Origin of the sequence: Cruoricaptor ignavus, from assembly GCF_900141665.1 — a bacterium.
GTDB lineage: Bacteria > Bacteroidota > Bacteroidia > Flavobacteriales > Weeksellaceae > Cruoricaptor > Cruoricaptor ignavus.
The window spans coordinates 148,916-166,686 of record NZ_FQYI01000003.1 but is presented as its reverse complement, the minus strand read 5'-3'; the positions used below and the strand labels follow the sequence as shown (position 1 = coordinate 166,686).

Here is a 17,771-nt window from a genome sequence, read left to right as displayed (position 1 = left end):
AAATTTATATTTTTACTCGAAGAATGCTTTTGCAAAGCTTTCGCTAAAATCTTTTACCAATGAAGACGATTTATCTCATCCGGCACGCCGAAGCAGAGCACCCGGAAAACATAGAAGATTTCGATAGGCCTCTTTCTGAAAACGGGCACCAGGAAGCGCGGAAAATGGCCAAGCATCTGGTGGACAGCGGCTGCAACATTGAGGGCTTCTTCACGAGCCCTGCAAAACGCGCCGCCACGACCTGCCGCTATTTTGCGGAAACCTTTGGCAATCGGGAAGTTACAAAGGTTGTGGATTTGTATGAGCCGCTTCTTACGGACATCATCAGCACGATTGCCAATTTGAAAATTACCTGCAATTCCATCGCAATTTTCTCGCACAACAACGGCATTACGGAATTTGGCAAATCTATCGATGAAAGCACGCCGGATTTCCCGACCTGTGGTGTTGGCATTTACGAAATCAACACCAATGCTTGGCGGAATTTCCAGGAAGCCGAGGGCAAACTTGTGAATTTCTTTAAGCCGAAGGATATTTAATTATTCTCCGCAGATTTTTTCCGCTTGAGATTTAAATCTTCAAAATCGAAACTGAAATCGGTAACAGAAGATATCGCTTTCATTTTTGCGGAAACCGCTCTGCCATCCTGAAAAGTGAAGGTAATGTAGGCATCGGCATCGTAACTTCTGTCGTCCCATTTCACGATGAAGGTATCCTTAGAGTACGGCAGCACATCGCCTTTCAGCCTTGGCGAAGTTCTACATTCCAGCCGAAATTTTTTCTTCTGCTCAAAAATCTCCACATCACCAAACCACTGATCATTGTAAACTCCAACTATCTGATCTACAGGCACTTGCTCATATTTCTTCCTGCTGAATTCTGCAGCTTTCGTGTAGGCTTCAATTCTTTCTTTATCGTAGCGCTCGTTCGCTTTTTGGTAACGCTCGCCGTAAGTTTTTAGCCAGTTTCTGTCCGAAATTCCAAGGTAAGAATCCTTTATCGTGTTCGTTATCGTGCTGAATGCCAGGCCCTGCTGCTGATTCGTTAGAACGATGATGCCCAGCTTTAATTCGGGCAATAGCGTGAATTGCGTCACCGTCCCAATCAGTCCACCCGTATGCTGCACCTGCAGTTTACCCTTCACATCGCTAAGAAACCAGCCCAAGCCATAGCCGTAGAAATGCGTATCGTAAGGGTTTTTCAGCGCCACAGTTTGTGGCATCTGCAGTTGCCACAGTTGCTGAATTTGCTTATCGGAAACCAGCTTCTTACCGCTTTTCGTTGTAAAGCCGTTCATCAGGCAGTTGGCCCACAGTGCCATATCATCAATGTTGGAAATAATTCCGCCTGCTGCATTGGCCGTCTCATTCCAATCGTGCGGAACAGCGATGGCCTTCCCGTTCACAGGTGCATGAGCATCGATGATGTTTTTCGCACCGCTGGAAATCGCGCGATTGTAGCTGCCGAAACTTGCATTCATCCCTACTGGTTTCAAGATGCGCTCCTCAATGAATTCCGCCCAGCTTTTCCCGCTGATTCTCGTGACAACTTCTCCAGCCACAATGTACATTATGTTATTGTAATTCAGCTTGTTACGGAAGGAATCCTTCGGCTCCAGGTAGCGAACATTGTGAATGATGTCACTAATGCTCAGCGTGCCGCCTTCCGGAAAAAACATCAAATCGCCCTGCCCTAATCCCAAGCCGCTGCGGTGCGTTACCAGGTCTTTCACAGTGATTTCGTTCGTCACACTATCGTCGTACATTTTAAATTCCGGGATAAATTTCGTCACCTTATCATCCCAGCTCAGCTTGCCTTCGTCCGCCAGCATTGCCAGCGCCACACAGGTAAAGCCTTTGGAATTGGAAGCGATGCCCACCAGCGTTTGCTCGTTCATCGGCTGCTGATTTTTCAGCGATCGCGTTCCGAAACCTTTGGCATAAATCAACTTGTCGTCCTTCACTATACCCACGGAAATTCCCGGGACATCGAAGGTTTTCAGCGTGTTTTGGATTAACGCATCTAATTGATGCTCAGGGATTTGGGCGAAAGAAATTGCGAAAGCAAAAAGCGAGATTATAGCCGCACGGATTTTCATTTTCTAAAATTTTAGTTTAGCAGGATTATTTCGGTTATCGAAAAAGAAAAGAACAGTAATTTTATTGTCATCATCTAATTTATAATACAACGAATAATTCCGTAATATTATCAATCGGCGAACATTCTTTGCCCGACGATTTACAAGCAATCTTCCAAGAAACGGAAACTGCATCAGGTTTTCCTCCGCTTCTTTCACGGCATTCCTGATTTTATTGGAATAATCAAAAGTAGCGTTTCTTTCATTCCAATAATTTAAAGTATTTTGAAACTCGTATGAGGCCCTCTCAGTCCAGCTTATTTTTCTGTGCATAGCAATTCTGCCATCCTGTGAACTTCGCTGCTCGGTACCGTTTTGCCTTCTTCCATTTGCCGCAGCCCTTCTTCAATTCCCTCGATTTCGTAATCCGAGAGCCCGTCGTACTCTACGGGCAAGCCAATTGCTTCCAGCACCCTTACAGCCATCTCATATTTTTCTGGGGAAACTTCGCCCACCAGTTTTATCGTGCTTGTTTGCATAAATCTTTTCTTCAAAGATAAACATTTGCCTAAATTTGTGGAAAACGATTCTTTATGCAAAACAAACGGGATTTCTTCCTCGAGTGCTATGATTTAGGAATAATAAAGTTCGGGCAGTTCACGCTGAAAAGCGGCATCCAAAGCCCGTTTTATGTGGACCTCAGGCCTTTGGCTTCGGACCCGAAAATTCTGAAATCGCTCGCCGAACATCTGCTGAGCCTTACGGAAATCCAAAATTCCGAACTGATTTGCGGCGTGCCATACGCTGCGCTTCCAATGGCAACGGCAATGTCTCTGCAGGCCGATATCCCGCTGATTATCAAGCGGAAAGAAGCGAAAGCCTACGGCACGAAGAAACTGATAGAAGGCATCTACAAAGCTGGGCAGAAATGCCTCGTGGTAGAAGATGTGATAACTTCCGGGAAATCTCTGTTGGAAACCATTCCGAAAATTGAAAGCGAAGGCGTGAAGGTTTCCGAAATCGTGGTGGTGCTGGATCGTGAACAGGGCGGCAAGCAACTTCTTGAAAACCAAGGCTATAAGGTTTCGGCGCTTTTCACAATTTCCGAAGCGGTGGAAATTCTTCATCAGGAAGGAAAAATCAATGCCGATGAAGTGCTGCGGATTAAAGATTTCATCGCCGGAAACCCGATTAAGTTTGAGAAAAAACGGCGGCTGACTTATCAGCAAAAATTGGAAACGGCAGCACACCCTGCCGCTAAAAAACTTTTGGAAATAGCCATAGAAAAGCAGACCAACCTGATAGCCTCAGCAGATTTGCTGACGACTAAGGAGCTGCTCGCATTCGCGGAAAAGGTAGGCCCGCACATTGCCGCGCTGAAAACACACATCGACATCCTGAGCGATTTCAGTTTCGATGAAACCATTTATCCGCTGAGAAATTTAGCGCAAAAGCACAACTTCCTGCTGATGGAAGACCGCAAGTTTGCCGACATCGGAAGCACGCAGGAAATGCAGTATGCCTACGGTGCTTACCAGATTTCCGCCTGGGCAGACCTGATTACAGCGCACTTGATAGCCGGCGAAAAGTCCGCGGATTTGTTTATGGATACAGGTGTAGTGGCGATCCTTAGCATGTCCAGCGTAGGTGCGCTGACGGACGACCATTATTTCGGTAAGGCGGTGGAAATTGCGCAGAAGCACCACAACATTTTGGGCGGCGTGTCGCAGAAATCTTTGCCGGAAGACCTGCTGCACTTTACGCCGGGCATCAACCTGGAAACTTCGGGCGATGGCAAAGGCCAGCAGTACAACACGCCGCATTTTGCTTTCCAAAACCTGGGCACGGATTTCATCATCGTAGGCCGCGGAATTTACAAAAACCCTAATCCTGAGCAGGCTGCGCTTGAATATAAAATCGCTGGATGGAAGGCGTATGAAGAAAGCGCGAAGTAATACAGACGCAAGAACCGGGATTCAAGGCTTTAGATTTTAAACAAAAAAGCCCCTCTCCTTTGGAGAGGGGTTTAGGGTGAGGATTGTAGGATTACTTCTTCACGAATTTCTGTACGCTCGTTTCTCCGTTGGCAAGACCTTTCACGATGTAAGTGCCTTTTGGCAGGCTACTTACATTCAGATTGAAACCATCGGTTACCTCTGCTGTTTTCACCACCTTACCGGACATATCAAGTATTTCGATGCTGGATTTTGCTGCAAAAGTAAGCTCATCAGCGGCTACAGTATTTTTTATCAGCGCGTGCCTGGAAACTCCAACTTCAGATGTTGCAAGGGCACCCTCCACCACTAAGAAATCGTCAAAATAGGCTTTGGACGCTGCTCCGTAGGCACGGACTGCTACATCTAGAGAAACAGCTCCTGCACCAGCCGGCATAGTAGCCGTATGCTGAACCCAGGTACCGTTGGTATTTTCCAGATACTTGTTATAGGTTCTGAAAGCATCCTCTTTAGCGTCCGAGGTAGTATACACCGTTTTATTGCTGCCGTCTTTATATACGCTCCAAAGTCTGGCAAGGGAAGCCGTGCTGCCTTCGGTTTTATACCAGAAAGAAATGGTATAGGTTTTACCAGCCTGCACTGCCACATTCTGATAAAAACCAGTCGTCTCGCTAGGGTTTTCATAACCAGCACTGCTGTTGCCGCTGTGCTTATCAGAAGTAATGAGCTGAGGATCCGAGTACCCCTTACCTGTACCGCCTTTCCACGGAGCAATTCCCTGTTCAAATCCTGGGTTCTGTACCAGGTTTGCCTGCTGTGCGTTTGCAGTAAATGCCAGCGCTGCAACGCCTAAGATTGTAAAGATTTTTTTCATAACTGAAAATTTTTTGTTGTGTGTAAAGATAACAAAAAAGACCACCTGCGATAGATGGTCTTTGTTAAGGTTTCGTTAAATTTACTTCTTCACGATTTTTTGGGATACCTTCTCGCCGTTTACTACGCCGGTAAGGATGTAGGTACCTTTAGCAAGGTTCGCCACATTCATTCTGTCGTTCTCCTTCACGGAAGCAGTTTTTACCACCTGGCCGTTCATATTAACTAGAGACACGGCAGCATTAGCACCGAAAACGATTTCCTCGGTTACGAAGGTTGTCTTAGCAAGCTTTACAGAAGATTTGGAAGCATCTGCAACTGCAAGAGTACCCGCCACAACCTTGATATCATCAATGAAGAATCTGTTGTTAGCTGCCTCTGCAGATGCTACAGTAATCTTCACATTACCATTACCGCCGGAAAGATTCACTGTATAAGTATTGAACTTACCAATCTCGATTGTTACCTGAGCAGGTGCAGCATTTGCGCCTTCTGCAGAAACGGCAAGATTCAGCTTCTCACCTTTCCCGTCCCAAGCGCCGGCTCTGAAAGTAAGAACACCGTCACCTGAAAGATTGATTGCCGGGGTAGTGATGCTTCCAGCAACTTTGCTTGTTCCTAGCTTCACACACTCTTTTGCCTTGTAAGCTTTTTCCAGGCCCCATTCGCCACCGGTAGTATATTCTTTCAGCTCAGATCCAGCCACATTGTTTACGCCAGCATCCTTGTCGTTTTTGAAGTAGCCGTCGTTACCGCCCACACCATCTACATCATCAAATGTAGCGTTGAACACCACCTGCTGTGCGAAAGCAGAAGCTGCGATACCTACCACAGCAATTAGAGAATAGAATTTTTTCATCGTAAAAGATTTAAAATGGTTAAAAATTTCAGCCACAAAAATAAGAGCTTTTTCCTTCCTGAGTAATATGCCAATGTTAATTATTTGTGAACTTTTAGAGCCATTCAATAGTCCGCAGGCACCTGCTAAGTACCATACAATAATGCTTTTTTCCGCTTATTTTTTTCCTCTGGAAACGCCTATGAATAAAGGGCTCACAAACCACGCGTGCTTTTAGATGAAACTAGGCGTGTCTTTTGATGAAACCACGCGTGCTTTTGGGCAAAAGCTCTTAAGTATTTTTATAAAATGTATTAAATCTTTTAATCAGAACGGCTTTATCGCACTTAAAATCGCGGCAGTTTTTCTTTGGATTTCAATCTCCATTTATCGCTTATCTTTGCCTGTGGCTTTGCGCAGGTTTGCAGTTTTTTTCGTGGCGTTGTTCTTCGGCCTAAATTTCCTTCAGGCGCAAATCTTCTCCTGGAACAATCCCAATTTAGAAAAGGATAGCCTGCGGCAGGATAGCATCCTCGCGGCAAGGATGAACAGAGAGTACTTCGTGCGCGATACGGCAAGCATCATACGCACTGGCGGCTCCACGATGATTGTGGAGGAGGCCGCAAAGGCGAAGAACGACCGCGACAGATTCCTGGGCGACCTGAACGCCAGCGGCGCGATAATCCGTGGTGTAAGCTTCGGCAACAACCAGGGAAGCAGCGTGCAAAGCAGTATGGACCTGCAGCTTTCCGGCAGGCTTTCGCCGGAGGTTTCCATCCTTGCCAGCATTTCGGACCACAACCTGCCCATTCAGGCAGACGGCTATACGCAGAGCCTGGCGGAATTCGATAAAATCTACATCCAGCTCAACATCAAGAAAAACACGATGCTTCGTGGCGGCCACCTGGATTTAATGGAAACCAGGCCACACTTTGCGCGCTTCCAAAGGCGAAGTATGGGGCTGGAATTTCAGACGAATTTCGGCAAGGAAAACAGGACTTTCGCGGAAATTTCCGCCGGCGTTGCACGGAGCGAATTCCACCGCATACGCTTCCAGGGCATAGAAGGCAACCAGGGCCCTTACAGGCTTACAGGGAAGAACGGCGAAAATTTCATCACGATACTTTCCGGCTCGGAAGAAGTGTTCATCGATGGCGTACCGATGCGGCGCGGCGAAGATGCGGACTACACCATCAATTACAACACGGGAGAAATCACCTTCACGAGCTTCCGCCCGATATACCGGCAGAACTTCATCACCATAGCCTACAACTACACGAACCGCAACTACAACCGCTACCTGATAACCGGAAACCTGCGCCACGAAAGGCAGCGGCTGAAACTTGGGCTACATTGGTTCTTAGAAAATGATAACAAAAATGCGCCGCTCTCGCTGAACCTGAGCAAGCAAGACGAGCAGATTTTGGCGAATGCAGGCAGCGACGAAAACCTGATGTTTGCGCCAAGTGCTGAACTTGCGGAATTTTCTGCGGATAAGATTTTGTATGCGAAGAGAAGCGGTGCTGCGGGCGATTTCTACGAATATTCCACCGATGCAGCTGAGCCGCTGTACAGCGTAGCCTTCACATATTTCGGTCAAAACCGTGGCGATTACCGAATAAAGCAGAGCCTGAACAACGGCAGGATTTTCGAATTTGTGGGTAAAGGCTTGGGCGATTATTCTGCGGTGCGGAAACTTCCTGCGCCGGAAAAAAGCCAGGTGTTTTCTGCGGACGGCGTTTTCACCTTTGAAGGCGGGAAAATAGGTGCAGATGTTTCGCTGAGCAACCGGGATTTAAACCTGTTTTCAGCTAAGAACAATGATGAAAATTTGGGCTATGCCGCAAGAATCTTCGGTGATAAAATTTTTCGGAAGAAGGATTGGCAGGGCACTTCATCGCTGGAATACCAGCACATCAGCCAAAGGTTTCACATTTTGGACAGGATTAACAGCGTGGAATTCGCACGGGATTTTAATCTGGCAAATGAATTTAACGGAAGAACGCAGAACCGATTGATTTTCAATTTTTTAAACCTTTGGCAAAATCAGCATTTTCTGAATTACCGCCTGAATTTTCTCGACGAGAAGGATTTTTACCAAGGCTTCAAAAACGATTTGGATTTTGGCTGGCGGAAAAACCGCATTGCTGCGCACGGCAAGCTTTCTCACCTTAGCACAAAATCGCCGGATGTGGACACGAAATTTACCCGAGGAAATTTATCTGCGGAATATTTCGGGCAGAAAGGGAGCTGGGCAATTGGCGGCAGCTTGGAACATAATGTAAAGGAAATCAACCAGTTAAAAATTACTGATGCTACGAGTTTCAGCTGGCGCGAAATTTTTGCTCAAAGGAAAATCGGCGATTCTGCGAGGACGAAACTGCTCTCGCGAATTTACCTCCGCAGCAATGATTCTGTGCGGGAAAATAGACTGCAGCACATCAACAATATTTTTGGCGTAATGGCTGAAAGTCAATTAATTAAGACTGAAAAAACCACGCTGAGCGCTCTGGCTCATTACCGAAAAATCATCTACAAAAAAGCGGAATTTAGCAATGGTGAAAATCAGGATTTCGTGGTTGGAAATGTGAATTACCATCAGCAGCTTTTCCGCAACGGTATGCGTTTGCAGGCGTTTTACGAGCTTGGAAACGGGCAGGAAGCGCAGCGGGAATTTCAGTATGTGAAGGTGACCGATGGGAAGGGCGTGTACAAATGGACGGATTACAATGCGGACGGCGTGCAGCAGCTGGATGAATTTGAGGTGGCGGAGTTTTCGGATCTGGCGCAGTACATCAGGATTTACACGAATTCTGTACGCTACCTGCCTTCGAACAAAAACAAGCTGCAGCTTTCGCTTTTCGTAAATCCTGCCGTGGTTTTCAGTTCGGAAAATGCATTCTTAAAACGCTGGCAGCTGAATTTATCGCTCACTTCGCAAAACTCATTTCTGAAGAAAAACCGGGTTTTGGCGTGGAACCCTTTTGAGCGGGAAGCATCGCAAATCCTTAAAAACCAGAGCTTTCTGGCATCGCTAAATTTCAACCCGAGCGATTTGAAAGGCTGGAACGGCAGCTACCGATTTACGGCGAACGATAATCTGATAAATGCGAATTTCAGCCAGGAAGAAAATCGGCGGGCGCTGCATTTCCTGAACTTGGGCTATGCTTTCAGCAAGGATTTCCGTTTGGATTTTGAAAATTCCTTCGAGAATGTGAAGGCGGATTCTGAACTTTTCTCATCGAGAAATTACAGACTGGAAAACTGGGAAAGCCGCCCGAAGATTACCTACCGCTTCACGAATGCCTTTCAGGCGGAAGCTTTGGCGGCCTACCGAAACCGCGGCAACCAGCTTGGCGCGGAAAAGCTGAAGGCGTGGGAAGCCACGGGAACTGTGCAATGGCAGAAGAACCGCAGTTCTGTGCGCGGAAGTTTTTCGTTCATCAGCAATGCTTTCCATGGCACAAGTTTTTCGATTGTAGGCAACCAGATGCTGGACGGACTTCAGCCTGGGAAAAATGCGGTTTGGAATGTGTATCTTCAGCAGGCGATAAACTCCTTCATCAACCTGAACCTAAGCTATGACGGCAGAAATTCCGGCGAGCGAACGATACACACCGGAAGCGTACAAATTCGGGCCAGTTTTTGAGATGTTTGATAATTGATTAATCATCATTTATCACTTATCTTTGCAGAAAAGCATTATGATGACCGTAGTGATAAACCAGAAAAATGCGAAAGAAACTTCAGAAAAACTGAAACGAAACATTCGAAAAAAAACGGAAAAAGGCAATCTGAAAAAGCATTTCGGAAAACTGAAAAGAGACATAGATCCGCTGGAATATCAGCTTGAGATGCGTAAAAATGAGGATTGATTTCATTGCGGATACCACAATATCCTTCTGCTTATCCTAAACGGAAACGATGCCATCGAAGCTTTCCTGGATTTTAATTTTGGAATATCCTTCGTCACAGAAGTTGAGTTGCTTGGTTTTAAAAATCTAACCGAAACGGACGAAGTATTAATTAAAAATTTAATCAGCGATTGTCATTTGCTAAGCTGGAATTCCAAAATAAAAAATCATACTATTTTCCTTCGAAAAAATTACAACATCAAATTGCCCGATGCAATAATTGCCGCCACAGCCTTAGCGTACAAAATTCCTTTAATCTCCGCTGATAAAGGTTTTGAAAAAATTAAGGAGCTGGATTTTTATTTGGTGGAGTATTGGTGAATGATGAGTAATCAATTATCAATCCTCAAATATGTAACTTTGCCGGATGCTAAAAATCGGCACGGTAGAATTGCCGGACTTCCCTTTCCTGCTTGCACCAATGGAGGATGTGAGCGATCCGCCTTTCCGAAAGCTCTGCAAAATGCACGGCGCAGACCTCATGTATTCGGAATTCATCTCGTCCGAAGGCTTAATTCGTGATGCCATTAAATCCCGAAAAAAACTCGACATCTTCGATTACGAAAGGCCTATCGGCATTCAGATTTTCGGCGGCGATGAAGAGGCGATGGCAATGTCCGCAAAAATCGTGGAAACCGTGCAGCCGGATATTGTGGATATCAACTTTGGCTGCCCGGTGAAAAAGGTGGTGTGCAAAGGTGCTGGTGCTGGCGTTCTGAAGGATGTGGACCTGATGGTGCGCCTTACGAAGGCCGTGGTGCAATCCACACATCTTCCGGTGACAGTGAAAACGCGGCTTGGTTGGGATACGAATTCCATCAACATCGATGAAGTGGCGGAAAGGCTGCAAGAATGCGGCATTAAGGCGCTCACAATTCACGCGAGAACGCGGGCACAGATGTACAAAGGCTTCGCCGATTGGGAACATATTTCGCGCATCAAACAGAACCCGAACATTGATATCCCGATATTTGGAAACGGCGACATCGATTCACCGGAAAAGGTGGTAGAATTCCGCAGGAAATATGCGTGCGATGGAATGATGATTGGTAGAGCGGCCATCGGCTATCCGTGGATTTTTAACGAAATCAAGCATTTCTTGAAAACCGGGGAAAAAATGCCGGAACCAAACTTGAACGACCGATTGACCGCCGTTCGTCAGCACGCAGAATGGTCTGCAGAATGGAAGGGCGAAAGGCTCGGGCTGATTGAAATGCGGCAGCACTACAGCAATTATTTCCGCGGTGTACCGCATTTTAAGGAATGGCGCAAAAGATTTCTCGAAATTTTCACGCTGCAGGAAATGGACGATTTAATCGGCGAAGTGAAGGATTTCTATGCCAAAGAAACTTTTATCACAGGCACAATGGCTGGAAATGTGGAGAATGGAAAACCAAGCCGAACTGTTTATTAAAATTTTCGTCGCTTAGCAGTTTTTTTCAAAAAAAACAATCTTGAAAAGCCCTGCTATTCCTAATAACATTACCACGGTAAAGGCAATACAAAAGATACCTGCCAATACTTGGGGTGCAATAAACAGCAGAACGACTGCTAAAATTATCAGAAGAAAATAACGCTTTTTCATACAACAAATATAGCAAAATGTCTACCAACGCAGTACAATATAGCATTAATTTCACACTAACGGCGGTGTTATTTTGCCCAGACTTACCAAAGGTATGGGCGGTGTGCGCGCTTCGGTAGAGAAAATCTCCAATTCGCACTATGATTTCTGCACAACGCCGATGAGTTCGTAGTTTGCCACAGGATTGGGCGTTTTGGCAGCGCAGGTCAGAAGCCGCTTTTCCGGAAGGAAAAATTTCCGGAGCGTGATGTCGAAAATTCCATAATCAGTAAGCGCTTCGAACACGAAAATATCGCCTTCCACTCTTTCGGCAACCACCTGAAAATGAAAATCGATGTGGTAATCTTCGAGAAACTTCCGAAGTTCATATTCTGCGGACTGTTTTGCGAAATTCATCGTGCAAGTTCCGCGGTAGTTATCCGCCAAAATTTTTCGGGCTTTCGTCGCTGAAATCAAATCTGCAGTCTGTTCCGGCAGAAGCCTTCCATAATAAACGCCAAACGGCATCAGCACGGCATTTCCTGCATATCTATCGCCCCCAAAATGCGTGCATTCATACACCGTAAAATCGCCGTTGTTTTGCATCGCCCTATAAATTGGCAGCCCAAATTTCGCGCAGCATTTATCCTTCTTTCCGTTCGTGCAGACGATGAAAAACGGCTCGTGGTGCCAGTGCGTTTCATCATCATCAATGAAAAGCGCCAGGTTGAAATACTTGTAAGTCTGCGCATCCGAAATATACTGGCACCAGCGTTTCCGCAAGGCATCTACATAGATGATTTTCAGCGACTTACCGTCTGATTGTCCATTTCTGATCAAAATTAATTTTGCGCCGAGAGATTTCGCCAGCGCATTAGTCTGTTGAAGCCAGTTGGCATCCAACCTTGCATCCAAAGCCTTTTTGGGAAAAGGCTCGCTGTACTCCACCAAAATAAAACCGCGGTATTGCGATGCCGTGCCGTGAAGATTTTCGCCAAAATCACGCGACAACTGGCTGCAGAAAAAGACGGTTTCGCAAAATAACTTCCCTTCCAAACCTAAATTTCTTTGATGCTTATCACACCTTCTTTCAGCAAAATTTTCGCCGCACTCAGCGCATTTTCCGGCCGTGTACTTTCAAAATCCTTCACCGTGAAAATTTTCTTTTCAAAAATACCGTCGATAAAATCCTTCATCGGCAGAGGCAGCGAGATGCTTTTACCCATAAAGCTGAGGCTGATGCCGTCCGCATTTTCTTTTCTGCTGATGATGATGCCTTCGTTCAGCGCAAACACGGTGCTTTCGGAAATTTTTTCGATATTCAAAAGGCTCTCGAAATAATTGTTAAAAGGCTGCGGCTGAATTCTTTTCTGTGCGGAATTGAGCTTGCGCACTACTTTCTGCGTATCAAGCTCCGCTGCTTTTTGCTTGAACAAATCCAGTTTTTCAGCGATGATTGGCGTCAAATCTTCTTTCCAGAAAGGCACGGCCTCGCGAAATTCCCGGAAGTTTTCAAGCTGCGGTAGAAGTTCGCTGAAGAATCTCATCCAGGTGAACGAGAGAATTCCGATGGTGATGTGTGCGGAAATTCCGTCGTCCGCCATTGCATCGTGCACGAAGCCGCGCGGAACATAGAGGAAATCGCCTGGCTTTACCTGTAGCGTTTTCAGTGGCTCTTTTTGGTAATTTTTCAGTTTGGATTTTTGGTTTACGGTAGGCAATTCGTTTTCGAAGCCGTAGAGTTTCCAGGTCTTGGTGCCGGCAATCTGCAGCACGAAAACATCGTGCGTATCCCAGTGTGGATTGAAACCCACCGATTTATTCGGCGTGATGTAGAGATTGGCTTGAACCGGCGAACCAAACTTGTTTGATAAATCCAGGCAGCATTTCGAAAGATGGTCGAAATACCGCTGCCCAGCCTGAATTACCAGCGTACTTCCAGCGTTGAAAAGCGCAAAGGCTTTTTCCGTATCGATCAAGCCGTCCTTTTTATGGAAACCGATTGGGATTTGCGATTTCGTGTATTGGGAATTCGGAAGTTCGCTGCCGTTCTTCACGATTCGCACCGAAGGATAGAAAATATCCTGCCTTTCCAGGTAGTCGGAGATTTCCTGCGAAGTCAGGATGTTGTTATAATATTGCTCATCATTCCGCTGGATGTGCAGCATATCTTTCTCGTGGTATTTCTCGAAAAACTCTTCCACAGAAAGCGGCGCCACGATTTTGCTGAAAAAAGGATTTTCCATTTTTCTAAATTTTATTCAAATATAAGGAATAAAAAAGCCGCGGAAAATTCCCGCGACTTCAGTTTTCATTGTAAAAGATTAAAGATCCGTTCCGTCGCCATCCGCATCCGTTCCATCTCCATCGCCATCCGTTCCATCTCCATCGCCATCGGTTCCGTCACCGTCAGTGCCATCCGTTCCGTCGCCATCCCCATCAGTACCGTCACCATCACCATCGGTTCCGTCGCCATCGCCGTTCAGGGCGTTCTGCGTCGTAATCTCGTCTTCTCTCGTTACCTTTACATCTTCAGGGTTCAGTTGTTCGTCTTGTGAAATCATTGTCGTAATTTTTATGGTTAAACTTCAGTTTGGTGTTAATTCATCCAGCAAATTTTATACCGAGATTTTCCTGCGGTAAAAATTTCATCAGTTACAAATTTAATAAAATTCTGGCAAATTGGCGGGTATAAAATTTGTTTTTAATTTTGTGAAATTTAGCAAAATTCACTTACTTTTCGCAGAAATGCTACGGGCAGAACACATCACCAAAACTTACAACGCCGGCAAAAAAATCGCGCTCGATGATTTTAGCATCAGCGTTCCGCAAGGCTCAATCTACGGACTTCTCGGTCCGAATGGTGCGGGTAAAACTTCCTTCATCCGAATTCTAAACCAGATTACAAAACCAGATTCCGGCAGGATTTTTATCAACGATGAAGCGCTTAATATCCACCATATCAATGAGATAGGCTATATGCCGGAAGAGCGCGGACTTTACAAAAATATGGCAGTAGGTGAGCAGCTGATGTATTTCGGGCAGCTGAAAGGCCTTTCGCAAAACGAAGCTTTGGAGCGGGCGAAATTCTGGTTCGATCGTTTGCATATCGAGCATTGGTGGAAGAAAAAACTGGCCGAGCTTTCCAAAGGTATGGCGCAGAAAATTCAGTTCGTGGTTACGGTGCTGCACCAGCCGAAACTTTTGATTTTGGACGAGCCTTTCTCCGGCTTTGATCCTGTGAATGCCAATTTGATCAAGGATGAAATTCTGCGGCTGAAAGCGGAAGGAACGACGATAATCCTTTCGACACACCGAATGGAAAGCGTGGAGGAAATGTGTGATTTCGTGGCGCTTATCAGCAATTCCAAAAAGATTTTGGACGGAAAGGTTTTCGATGTTCGTGAGCAATTCAAGCAGAATATTTTCCGCGTTGTCCTTAGCGATGCAGATGAATTTCAGCTGAGAAATTTTCAGCAAAAATATAAAATCGAAGATTTGAAAAACGATAACGGATTGATTTCGTTTGAGTTACAAAATCACGGCACACAGAATAATTTGATAAATGAGCTGATGCAGATTGGCAGCATCCGCACTTTTGAAGAAAAAATTCCGAGTATGAATGAAGTTTTTATTAATGCAGTGAAAACCAACAGTTTATGAAAAATATTTGGCTGATTACAAAACGGGAGTATTTCACGCAGGTTCGGAAAAAATCCTTCATCATCCTCACGATATTGGCACCGCTGATGGTTTTGGCACTGGGTGCCTTTATGGCCTACCTGATGAATTCCGGCAGAGTGCAACACACTGTAAATGTGATAGATAAGAGTGAAATTTTCCGCGGCCAACTGAAATCTGATGACGATGTAAAATACATTTTCGTAAATCCGGAGAGCGAAAACCAGCTAAAATCTTTGCTGAAAGAAATGCCGGAAGTGGATGGCCTTTTAATCATCCCTCCCACAAAAGATTTTTCGCAAATTGAGCAGGGCACGGAATTTTTGGTGAATAAAAAAATCGGGCTTGAAACGAGAGCGAAAATCAGTGCGGATTTAGGCAGCGTTTTGCGCACGAAGAAAATTCAGGATTTAGGGCTTTCCCAAAACGAAATGGAAAATTTGGAAAAGCCTTTCCCGCTGAAAATCAACAATGTAGCGGAAAATTCTGAAAACAGCGATTTGGAATTGAGTGTGCAAACCGGGCTCAGCTTCCTGCTGATGTATTCCACGCTGATGTTCATCATCATCTATGGGGTGCGTGTGATGCGCAGCGTTCTGGAAGAGAAAAACAACCGCGTAGTAGAAATTCTGATTTCATCGGTAAAACCATTCGAGCTGATGATGGGGAAAATCCTCGGCGTTACAGGCGTTGCGCTCTCACAATTTTTAGTGTGGATTACGATGGCGGTTCTTGGCGCGCTGTTTCTGAACAAGGGTTTCGGCACACTGCAAACCGAAATGATGAATGCCGATGAAGCCGCCAATTTAGATTTCACCGCAACGGCCACGGAAATTTCGCACACGCTGCTAAGCCTCAATTATCCGCAGATTATCGTGGTTTTCATTCTGTTTTTCCTACTTGGCTACATTTTTTACAGCTCGATGTATGCAGCCATCGGCTCTGCGGTAGACAACGAAACCGAAACGCAGCAGTTCACACTTTTCGCCGTGGTTCCGCTGATGATAGCGATGTACGGCAGCTTCTCGGTTATCAACAATCCTGAAAGCCCGATGGCATTGTGGCTGTCCATCATCCCGTTCACATCGCCGGTTGCAATGGTGGCAAGAATTCCTTTCGGTGTGCCGCTTTGGCAGATCTTTCTTTCGCTTTCCCTGCTGATAATTTCGGCTTTGCTAATGGTATGGATTGCCGGGAAAATCTACCGTGTCGGCATCCTGATGTACGGCAACAAAGCCACTTTCCGCGAACTTTGGAAGTGGATTAAGGGATAAAAAAATTCCCGAAACTTCAGCTTCGGGAATCAATTTATTTACGGGAATATATAATTTAATGTAACGCCGGCGATGTGCTGTGCCTTGTGAAGTTTCGCAGCATTATCAACATTCGCATCCGGCGAATTCTTCAGGTGGGGATAGGTATTGGAAATCCCAAAATCATAATGAAGGGCGACTTCCAGCTGCCGCTTATAGCTGAACCCCAACCCCGCAGCTAAAGCCAAGTGGAACTTTGCAGCATCACCAAACTCCGTATCCTTTGAATAATAAGGCTTATTTTCAGGATACTTTTCTGTTTTCTCATTAATCACAAAATTGAACCTCGGGCCTATCATTCCGAAAAATTCACTTTCGGATTCTGAGAAATAAACCTTTGCAAAAACAGGCACGCTGATATAATTAATAGCATAAAGTGCATCATATCCCGGGCGGTTTTTGGCATCTTTGTCTTTTCCGGTTTCTCCTGCACCGTAGTAGGTAATCTCCGGCTGGAGATAGAATTGATCATTATTATCAACCGGAATCAGCGCCAGCACTCCGGCTTGGAAAGTATGCCTTGGCCCGGAAGGATTGTGCGCATTCCGCACGCGCGAATAATTGTATCCACCCGTGATTCCGAAACGGGTGCTGCTAAAATCAATCTGCGCTGACACTGCAGAGGCAGCAATCAACGCAGATGTTATGAAAATCTTCTTCATTAACTTTATCAATTATTTCCTAGAACCTGCCCAACAGTTTTGCCGATGTCAGCTGGAGAATCTACAACGGTGATGCCACATTCTCTCATAATCGCCATCTTGGCTTGCGCTGTGTCTTCTGCACCACCTACAATTGCGCCGGCGTGCCCCATCGTCCTGCCTTTCGGCGCGGTTTGGCCAGCGATAAAGCCCACCACAGGTTTTTTGGAACCGCTTTCCTTATACCATCTCGCAGCTTCCGCTTCCAGAGAGCCACCAATTTCACCGATCATCACCACCGCTTCGGTTTCATCATCGTTAATGAAAAGTTCCAGCGCTTCTTTCGTCGTTGTGCCGATGATTGGGTCACCGCCGATTCCAATCGCTGTGGAAACGCCGTAGCCTGCCCTCACCACCTGATCTGCAGCTTCGTAGGTCAAAGTTCCAGATTTTGAAACGATGCCCACTTTTCCTTTTTTGAAAACGAAGCCAGGCATAATGCCGATTTTCGCTTCGCCGGAAGTAATCACACCAGGGCAGTTCGGCCCGATAAGGCGACTGCCTTTATCCCTGATGTAGTCCTTCACCTTCACCATATCAGCCACAGGAATTCCTTCCGTGATGCACACGATGACTTTCACGCCGGCTTCTGCCGCTTCCATAATGGCATCCGCAGCAAATGCAGGCGGCACGAAAATAATGGAAACATCCGCGCCGGTTTTTTCCACAGCTTCCGCCACGGAATTGAAGACCGGCTTGCCAAGATGCTCGCTGCCACCTTTCCCAGGCGTTACGCCGCCTACCACATTGGTGCCGTACTCGATCATCTGCTCAGCGTGGAAAGTACCTTCATTCCCTGTAAATCCCTGAACGATTACTTTCGAATCTTTGTTTACTAATACTGACATAGTGTTA

19 protein-coding genes are annotated in these 17,771 nt (G+C 45.9%); 8 read left to right on the top strand and 11 right to left on the bottom strand.

Going from position 1 to position 17,771, the window contains the following annotated elements; genetic code table 11:
• Positions 1 to 59 precede the first annotated feature (59 nt).
• Positions 60 to 539, top strand: coding sequence for a SixA phosphatase family protein (locus tag BUB43_RS04925; protein ID WP_073178879.1), 480 nt, complete (start codon positions 60 to 62; stop codon positions 537 to 539).
• On the opposite strand, the gene BUB43_RS04920 is transcribed toward BUB43_RS04925, so the two are convergent.
• From BUB43_RS04920 to BUB43_RS04910, 3 genes are read right to left on the bottom strand one after another with little or no spacing between them, the layout of a single operon-like run.
• Positions 536 to 2,098 (bottom strand): serine hydrolase, encoded by a 1,563-nt coding sequence (locus tag BUB43_RS04920; protein WP_073178878.1) that lies wholly within the window; start codon positions 2,096 to 2,098, stop codon positions 536 to 538. The two genes, BUB43_RS04925 and BUB43_RS04920, sit on opposite strands and share 4 nt — an antisense overlap.
• Before the next feature lie 3 nt (positions 2,099 to 2,101).
• A complete protein-coding gene (locus BUB43_RS04915) occupies positions 2,102 to 2,410 on the bottom strand; it encodes a type II toxin-antitoxin system RelE/ParE family toxin (RefSeq protein WP_073178876.1) in 309 nt (102 codons plus the stop codon).
• Positions 2,395 to 2,616 (bottom strand): hypothetical protein, encoded by a 222-nt coding sequence (locus BUB43_RS04910; protein ID WP_073178874.1) that lies wholly within the window; start codon positions 2,614 to 2,616, stop codon positions 2,395 to 2,397. The genes BUB43_RS04915 and BUB43_RS04910 overlap by 16 nt, the downstream gene beginning before the upstream one ends.
• Positions 2,617 to 2,670: 54 nt before the next feature.
• Here BUB43_RS04910 and BUB43_RS04905 point away from each other — a divergent pair, with 54 nt between their 5' ends.
• Positions 2,671 to 4,032: an orotate phosphoribosyltransferase gene (locus BUB43_RS04905; protein WP_073178872.1), complete on the top strand. Its 1,362-nt coding sequence runs from the start codon at positions 2,671 to 2,673 to the stop codon at positions 4,030 to 4,032.
• Between the two features lie 91 nt (positions 4,033 to 4,123).
• On the opposite strand, the gene BUB43_RS04900 is transcribed toward BUB43_RS04905, so the two are convergent.
• Positions 4,124 to 4,906: a T9SS type A sorting domain-containing protein gene (locus BUB43_RS04900; RefSeq protein ID WP_073178870.1), complete on the bottom strand. Its 783-nt coding sequence runs from the start codon at positions 4,904 to 4,906 to the stop codon at positions 4,124 to 4,126.
• Between the two features lie 81 nt (positions 4,907 to 4,987).
• Positions 4,988 to 5,764: a T9SS-dependent surface endonuclease, AS87_RS02955 family gene (locus BUB43_RS04895; RefSeq protein ID WP_073178975.1), complete on the bottom strand. Its 777-nt coding sequence runs from the start codon at positions 5,762 to 5,764 to the stop codon at positions 4,988 to 4,990.
• Between the two features lie 391 nt (positions 5,765 to 6,155).
• On the opposite strand from BUB43_RS04895, the gene BUB43_RS04890 reads away from it, so the two are divergent.
• From BUB43_RS04890 to dusB, 4 genes are read left to right on the top strand one after another with little or no spacing between them, the layout of a single operon-like run.
• The gene (locus tag BUB43_RS04890; RefSeq protein WP_185113762.1) at positions 6,156 to 9,392 is read left to right on the top strand and encodes a hypothetical protein; all 3,237 of its coding nucleotides are present in this window, start codon (positions 6,156 to 6,158) and stop codon (positions 9,390 to 9,392) included.
• A gap of 40 nt (positions 9,393 to 9,432) precedes the next feature.
• Complete coding sequence (locus tag BUB43_RS11255; RefSeq protein WP_159430228.1) at positions 9,433 to 9,618, top strand: hypothetical protein; 186 nt, start codon at positions 9,433 to 9,435, stop codon at positions 9,616 to 9,618.
• Between the two features lie 21 nt (positions 9,619 to 9,639).
• Positions 9,640 to 9,978 carry a type II toxin-antitoxin system VapC family toxin gene (locus BUB43_RS11560; RefSeq protein WP_083541145.1) on the top strand — a complete coding sequence of 113 codons (339 nt, stop codon included), beginning with the start codon at positions 9,640 to 9,642 and terminating at the stop codon, positions 9,976 to 9,978.
• 46 nt (positions 9,979 to 10,024) lie between these two features.
• Complete coding sequence (dusB, locus tag BUB43_RS04880) at positions 10,025 to 11,071, top strand: tRNA dihydrouridine synthase DusB (RefSeq protein ID WP_073178868.1); 1,047 nt, start codon at positions 10,025 to 10,027, stop codon at positions 11,069 to 11,071.
• A gap of 12 nt (positions 11,072 to 11,083) precedes the next feature.
• On the opposite strand, the gene BUB43_RS11250 is transcribed toward dusB, so the two are convergent.
• The 4 genes from BUB43_RS11250 to BUB43_RS11075 all read right to left on the bottom strand — a co-directional run bounded on the left by BUB43_RS11250 (position 11,084) and on the right by BUB43_RS11075 (position 13,785).
• The gene (locus BUB43_RS11250) at positions 11,084 to 11,242 is read right to left on the bottom strand and encodes a hypothetical protein (RefSeq protein ID WP_159430227.1); all 159 of its coding nucleotides are present in this window, start codon (positions 11,240 to 11,242) and stop codon (positions 11,084 to 11,086) included.
• 138 nt (positions 11,243 to 11,380) lie between these two features.
• Complete coding sequence (locus tag BUB43_RS04875) at positions 11,381 to 12,277, bottom strand: sucrase ferredoxin (RefSeq protein WP_073178866.1); 897 nt, start codon at positions 12,275 to 12,277, stop codon at positions 11,381 to 11,383.
• Between the two features lie 2 nt (positions 12,278 to 12,279).
• Complete coding sequence (locus BUB43_RS04870; protein WP_073178864.1) at positions 12,280 to 13,467, bottom strand: cupin domain-containing protein; 1,188 nt, start codon at positions 13,465 to 13,467, stop codon at positions 12,280 to 12,282.
• A 78-nt stretch (positions 13,468 to 13,545) separates the two neighbouring features.
• Positions 13,546 to 13,785 carry a hypothetical protein gene (locus BUB43_RS11075; protein WP_143154037.1) on the bottom strand — a complete coding sequence of 80 codons (240 nt, stop codon included), beginning with the start codon at positions 13,783 to 13,785 and terminating at the stop codon, positions 13,546 to 13,548.
• Between the two features lie 184 nt (positions 13,786 to 13,969).
• On the opposite strand from BUB43_RS11075, the gene BUB43_RS04860 reads away from it, so the two are divergent.
• Both BUB43_RS04860 and BUB43_RS04855 read left to right on the top strand, forming a co-directional pair.
• Positions 13,970 to 14,884 (top strand): ABC transporter ATP-binding protein, encoded by a 915-nt coding sequence (locus tag BUB43_RS04860; RefSeq protein WP_073178971.1) that lies wholly within the window; start codon positions 13,970 to 13,972, stop codon positions 14,882 to 14,884.
• The gene (locus BUB43_RS04855; protein ID WP_073178859.1) at positions 14,881 to 16,176 is read left to right on the top strand and encodes an ABC transporter permease; all 1,296 of its coding nucleotides are present in this window, start codon (positions 14,881 to 14,883) and stop codon (positions 16,174 to 16,176) included. The genes BUB43_RS04860 and BUB43_RS04855 overlap by 4 nt, the downstream gene beginning before the upstream one ends.
• Positions 16,177 to 16,214: 38 nt before the next feature.
• Here BUB43_RS04855 and BUB43_RS04850 read toward each other — a convergent pair whose 3' ends face one another.
• Complete coding sequence (locus tag BUB43_RS04850) at positions 16,215 to 16,877, bottom strand: porin family protein (protein WP_073178858.1); 663 nt, start codon at positions 16,875 to 16,877, stop codon at positions 16,215 to 16,217.
• Positions 16,878 to 16,885: 8 nt separating this feature from the next.
• The gene (gene sucD, locus BUB43_RS04845) at positions 16,886 to 17,764 is read right to left on the bottom strand and encodes a succinate--CoA ligase subunit alpha (protein ID WP_073178856.1); all 879 of its coding nucleotides are present in this window, start codon (positions 17,762 to 17,764) and stop codon (positions 16,886 to 16,888) included.
• Positions 17,765 to 17,771 lie beyond the last annotated feature (7 nt).

Coding starts and splice junctions, on each gene's coding strand:
- BUB43_RS04925 (WP_073178879.1), top strand. CDS start 60: ATGAAGACGATTTATCTCATCCGGCACGCCGAAGCAGAGCACCCGGAA.
- BUB43_RS04920 (WP_073178878.1), bottom strand. CDS start 2,098: ATGAAAATCCGTGCGGCTATAATCTCGCTTTTTGCTTTCGCAATTTCT.
- BUB43_RS04915 (WP_073178876.1), bottom strand. CDS start 2,410: ATGCACAGAAAAATAAGCTGGACTGAGAGGGCCTCATACGAGTTTCAA.
- BUB43_RS04910 (WP_073178874.1), bottom strand. CDS start 2,616: ATGCAAACAAGCACGATAAAACTGGTGGGCGAAGTTTCCCCAGAAAAA.
- BUB43_RS04905 (WP_073178872.1), top strand. CDS start 2,671: ATGCAAAACAAACGGGATTTCTTCCTCGAGTGCTATGATTTAGGAATA.
- BUB43_RS04900 (WP_073178870.1), bottom strand. CDS start 4,906: ATGAAAAAAATCTTTACAATCTTAGGCGTTGCAGCGCTGGCATTTACT.
- BUB43_RS04895 (WP_073178975.1), bottom strand. CDS start 5,764: ATGAAAAAATTCTATTCTCTAATTGCTGTGGTAGGTATCGCAGCTTCT.
- dusB (WP_073178868.1), top strand. CDS start 10,025: ATGCTAAAAATCGGCACGGTAGAATTGCCGGACTTCCCTTTCCTGCTT.
- BUB43_RS11250 (WP_159430227.1), bottom strand. CDS start 11,242: ATGAAAAAGCGTTATTTTCTTCTGATAATTTTAGCAGTCGTTCTGCTG.
- BUB43_RS04870 (WP_073178864.1), bottom strand. CDS start 13,467: ATGGAAAATCCTTTTTTCAGCAAAATCGTGGCGCCGCTTTCTGTGGAA.
- BUB43_RS11075 (WP_143154037.1), bottom strand. CDS start 13,785: ATGATTTCACAAGACGAACAACTGAACCCTGAAGATGTAAAGGTAACG.
- BUB43_RS04860 (WP_073178971.1), top strand. CDS start 13,970: ATGCTACGGGCAGAACACATCACCAAAACTTACAACGCCGGCAAAAAA.
- BUB43_RS04855 (WP_073178859.1), top strand. CDS start 14,881: ATGAAAAATATTTGGCTGATTACAAAACGGGAGTATTTCACGCAGGTT.
- BUB43_RS04850 (WP_073178858.1), bottom strand. CDS start 16,877: ATGAAGAAGATTTTCATAACATCTGCGTTGATTGCTGCCTCTGCAGTG.
- sucD (WP_073178856.1), bottom strand. CDS start 17,764: ATGTCAGTATTAGTAAACAAAGATTCGAAAGTAATCGTTCAGGGATTT.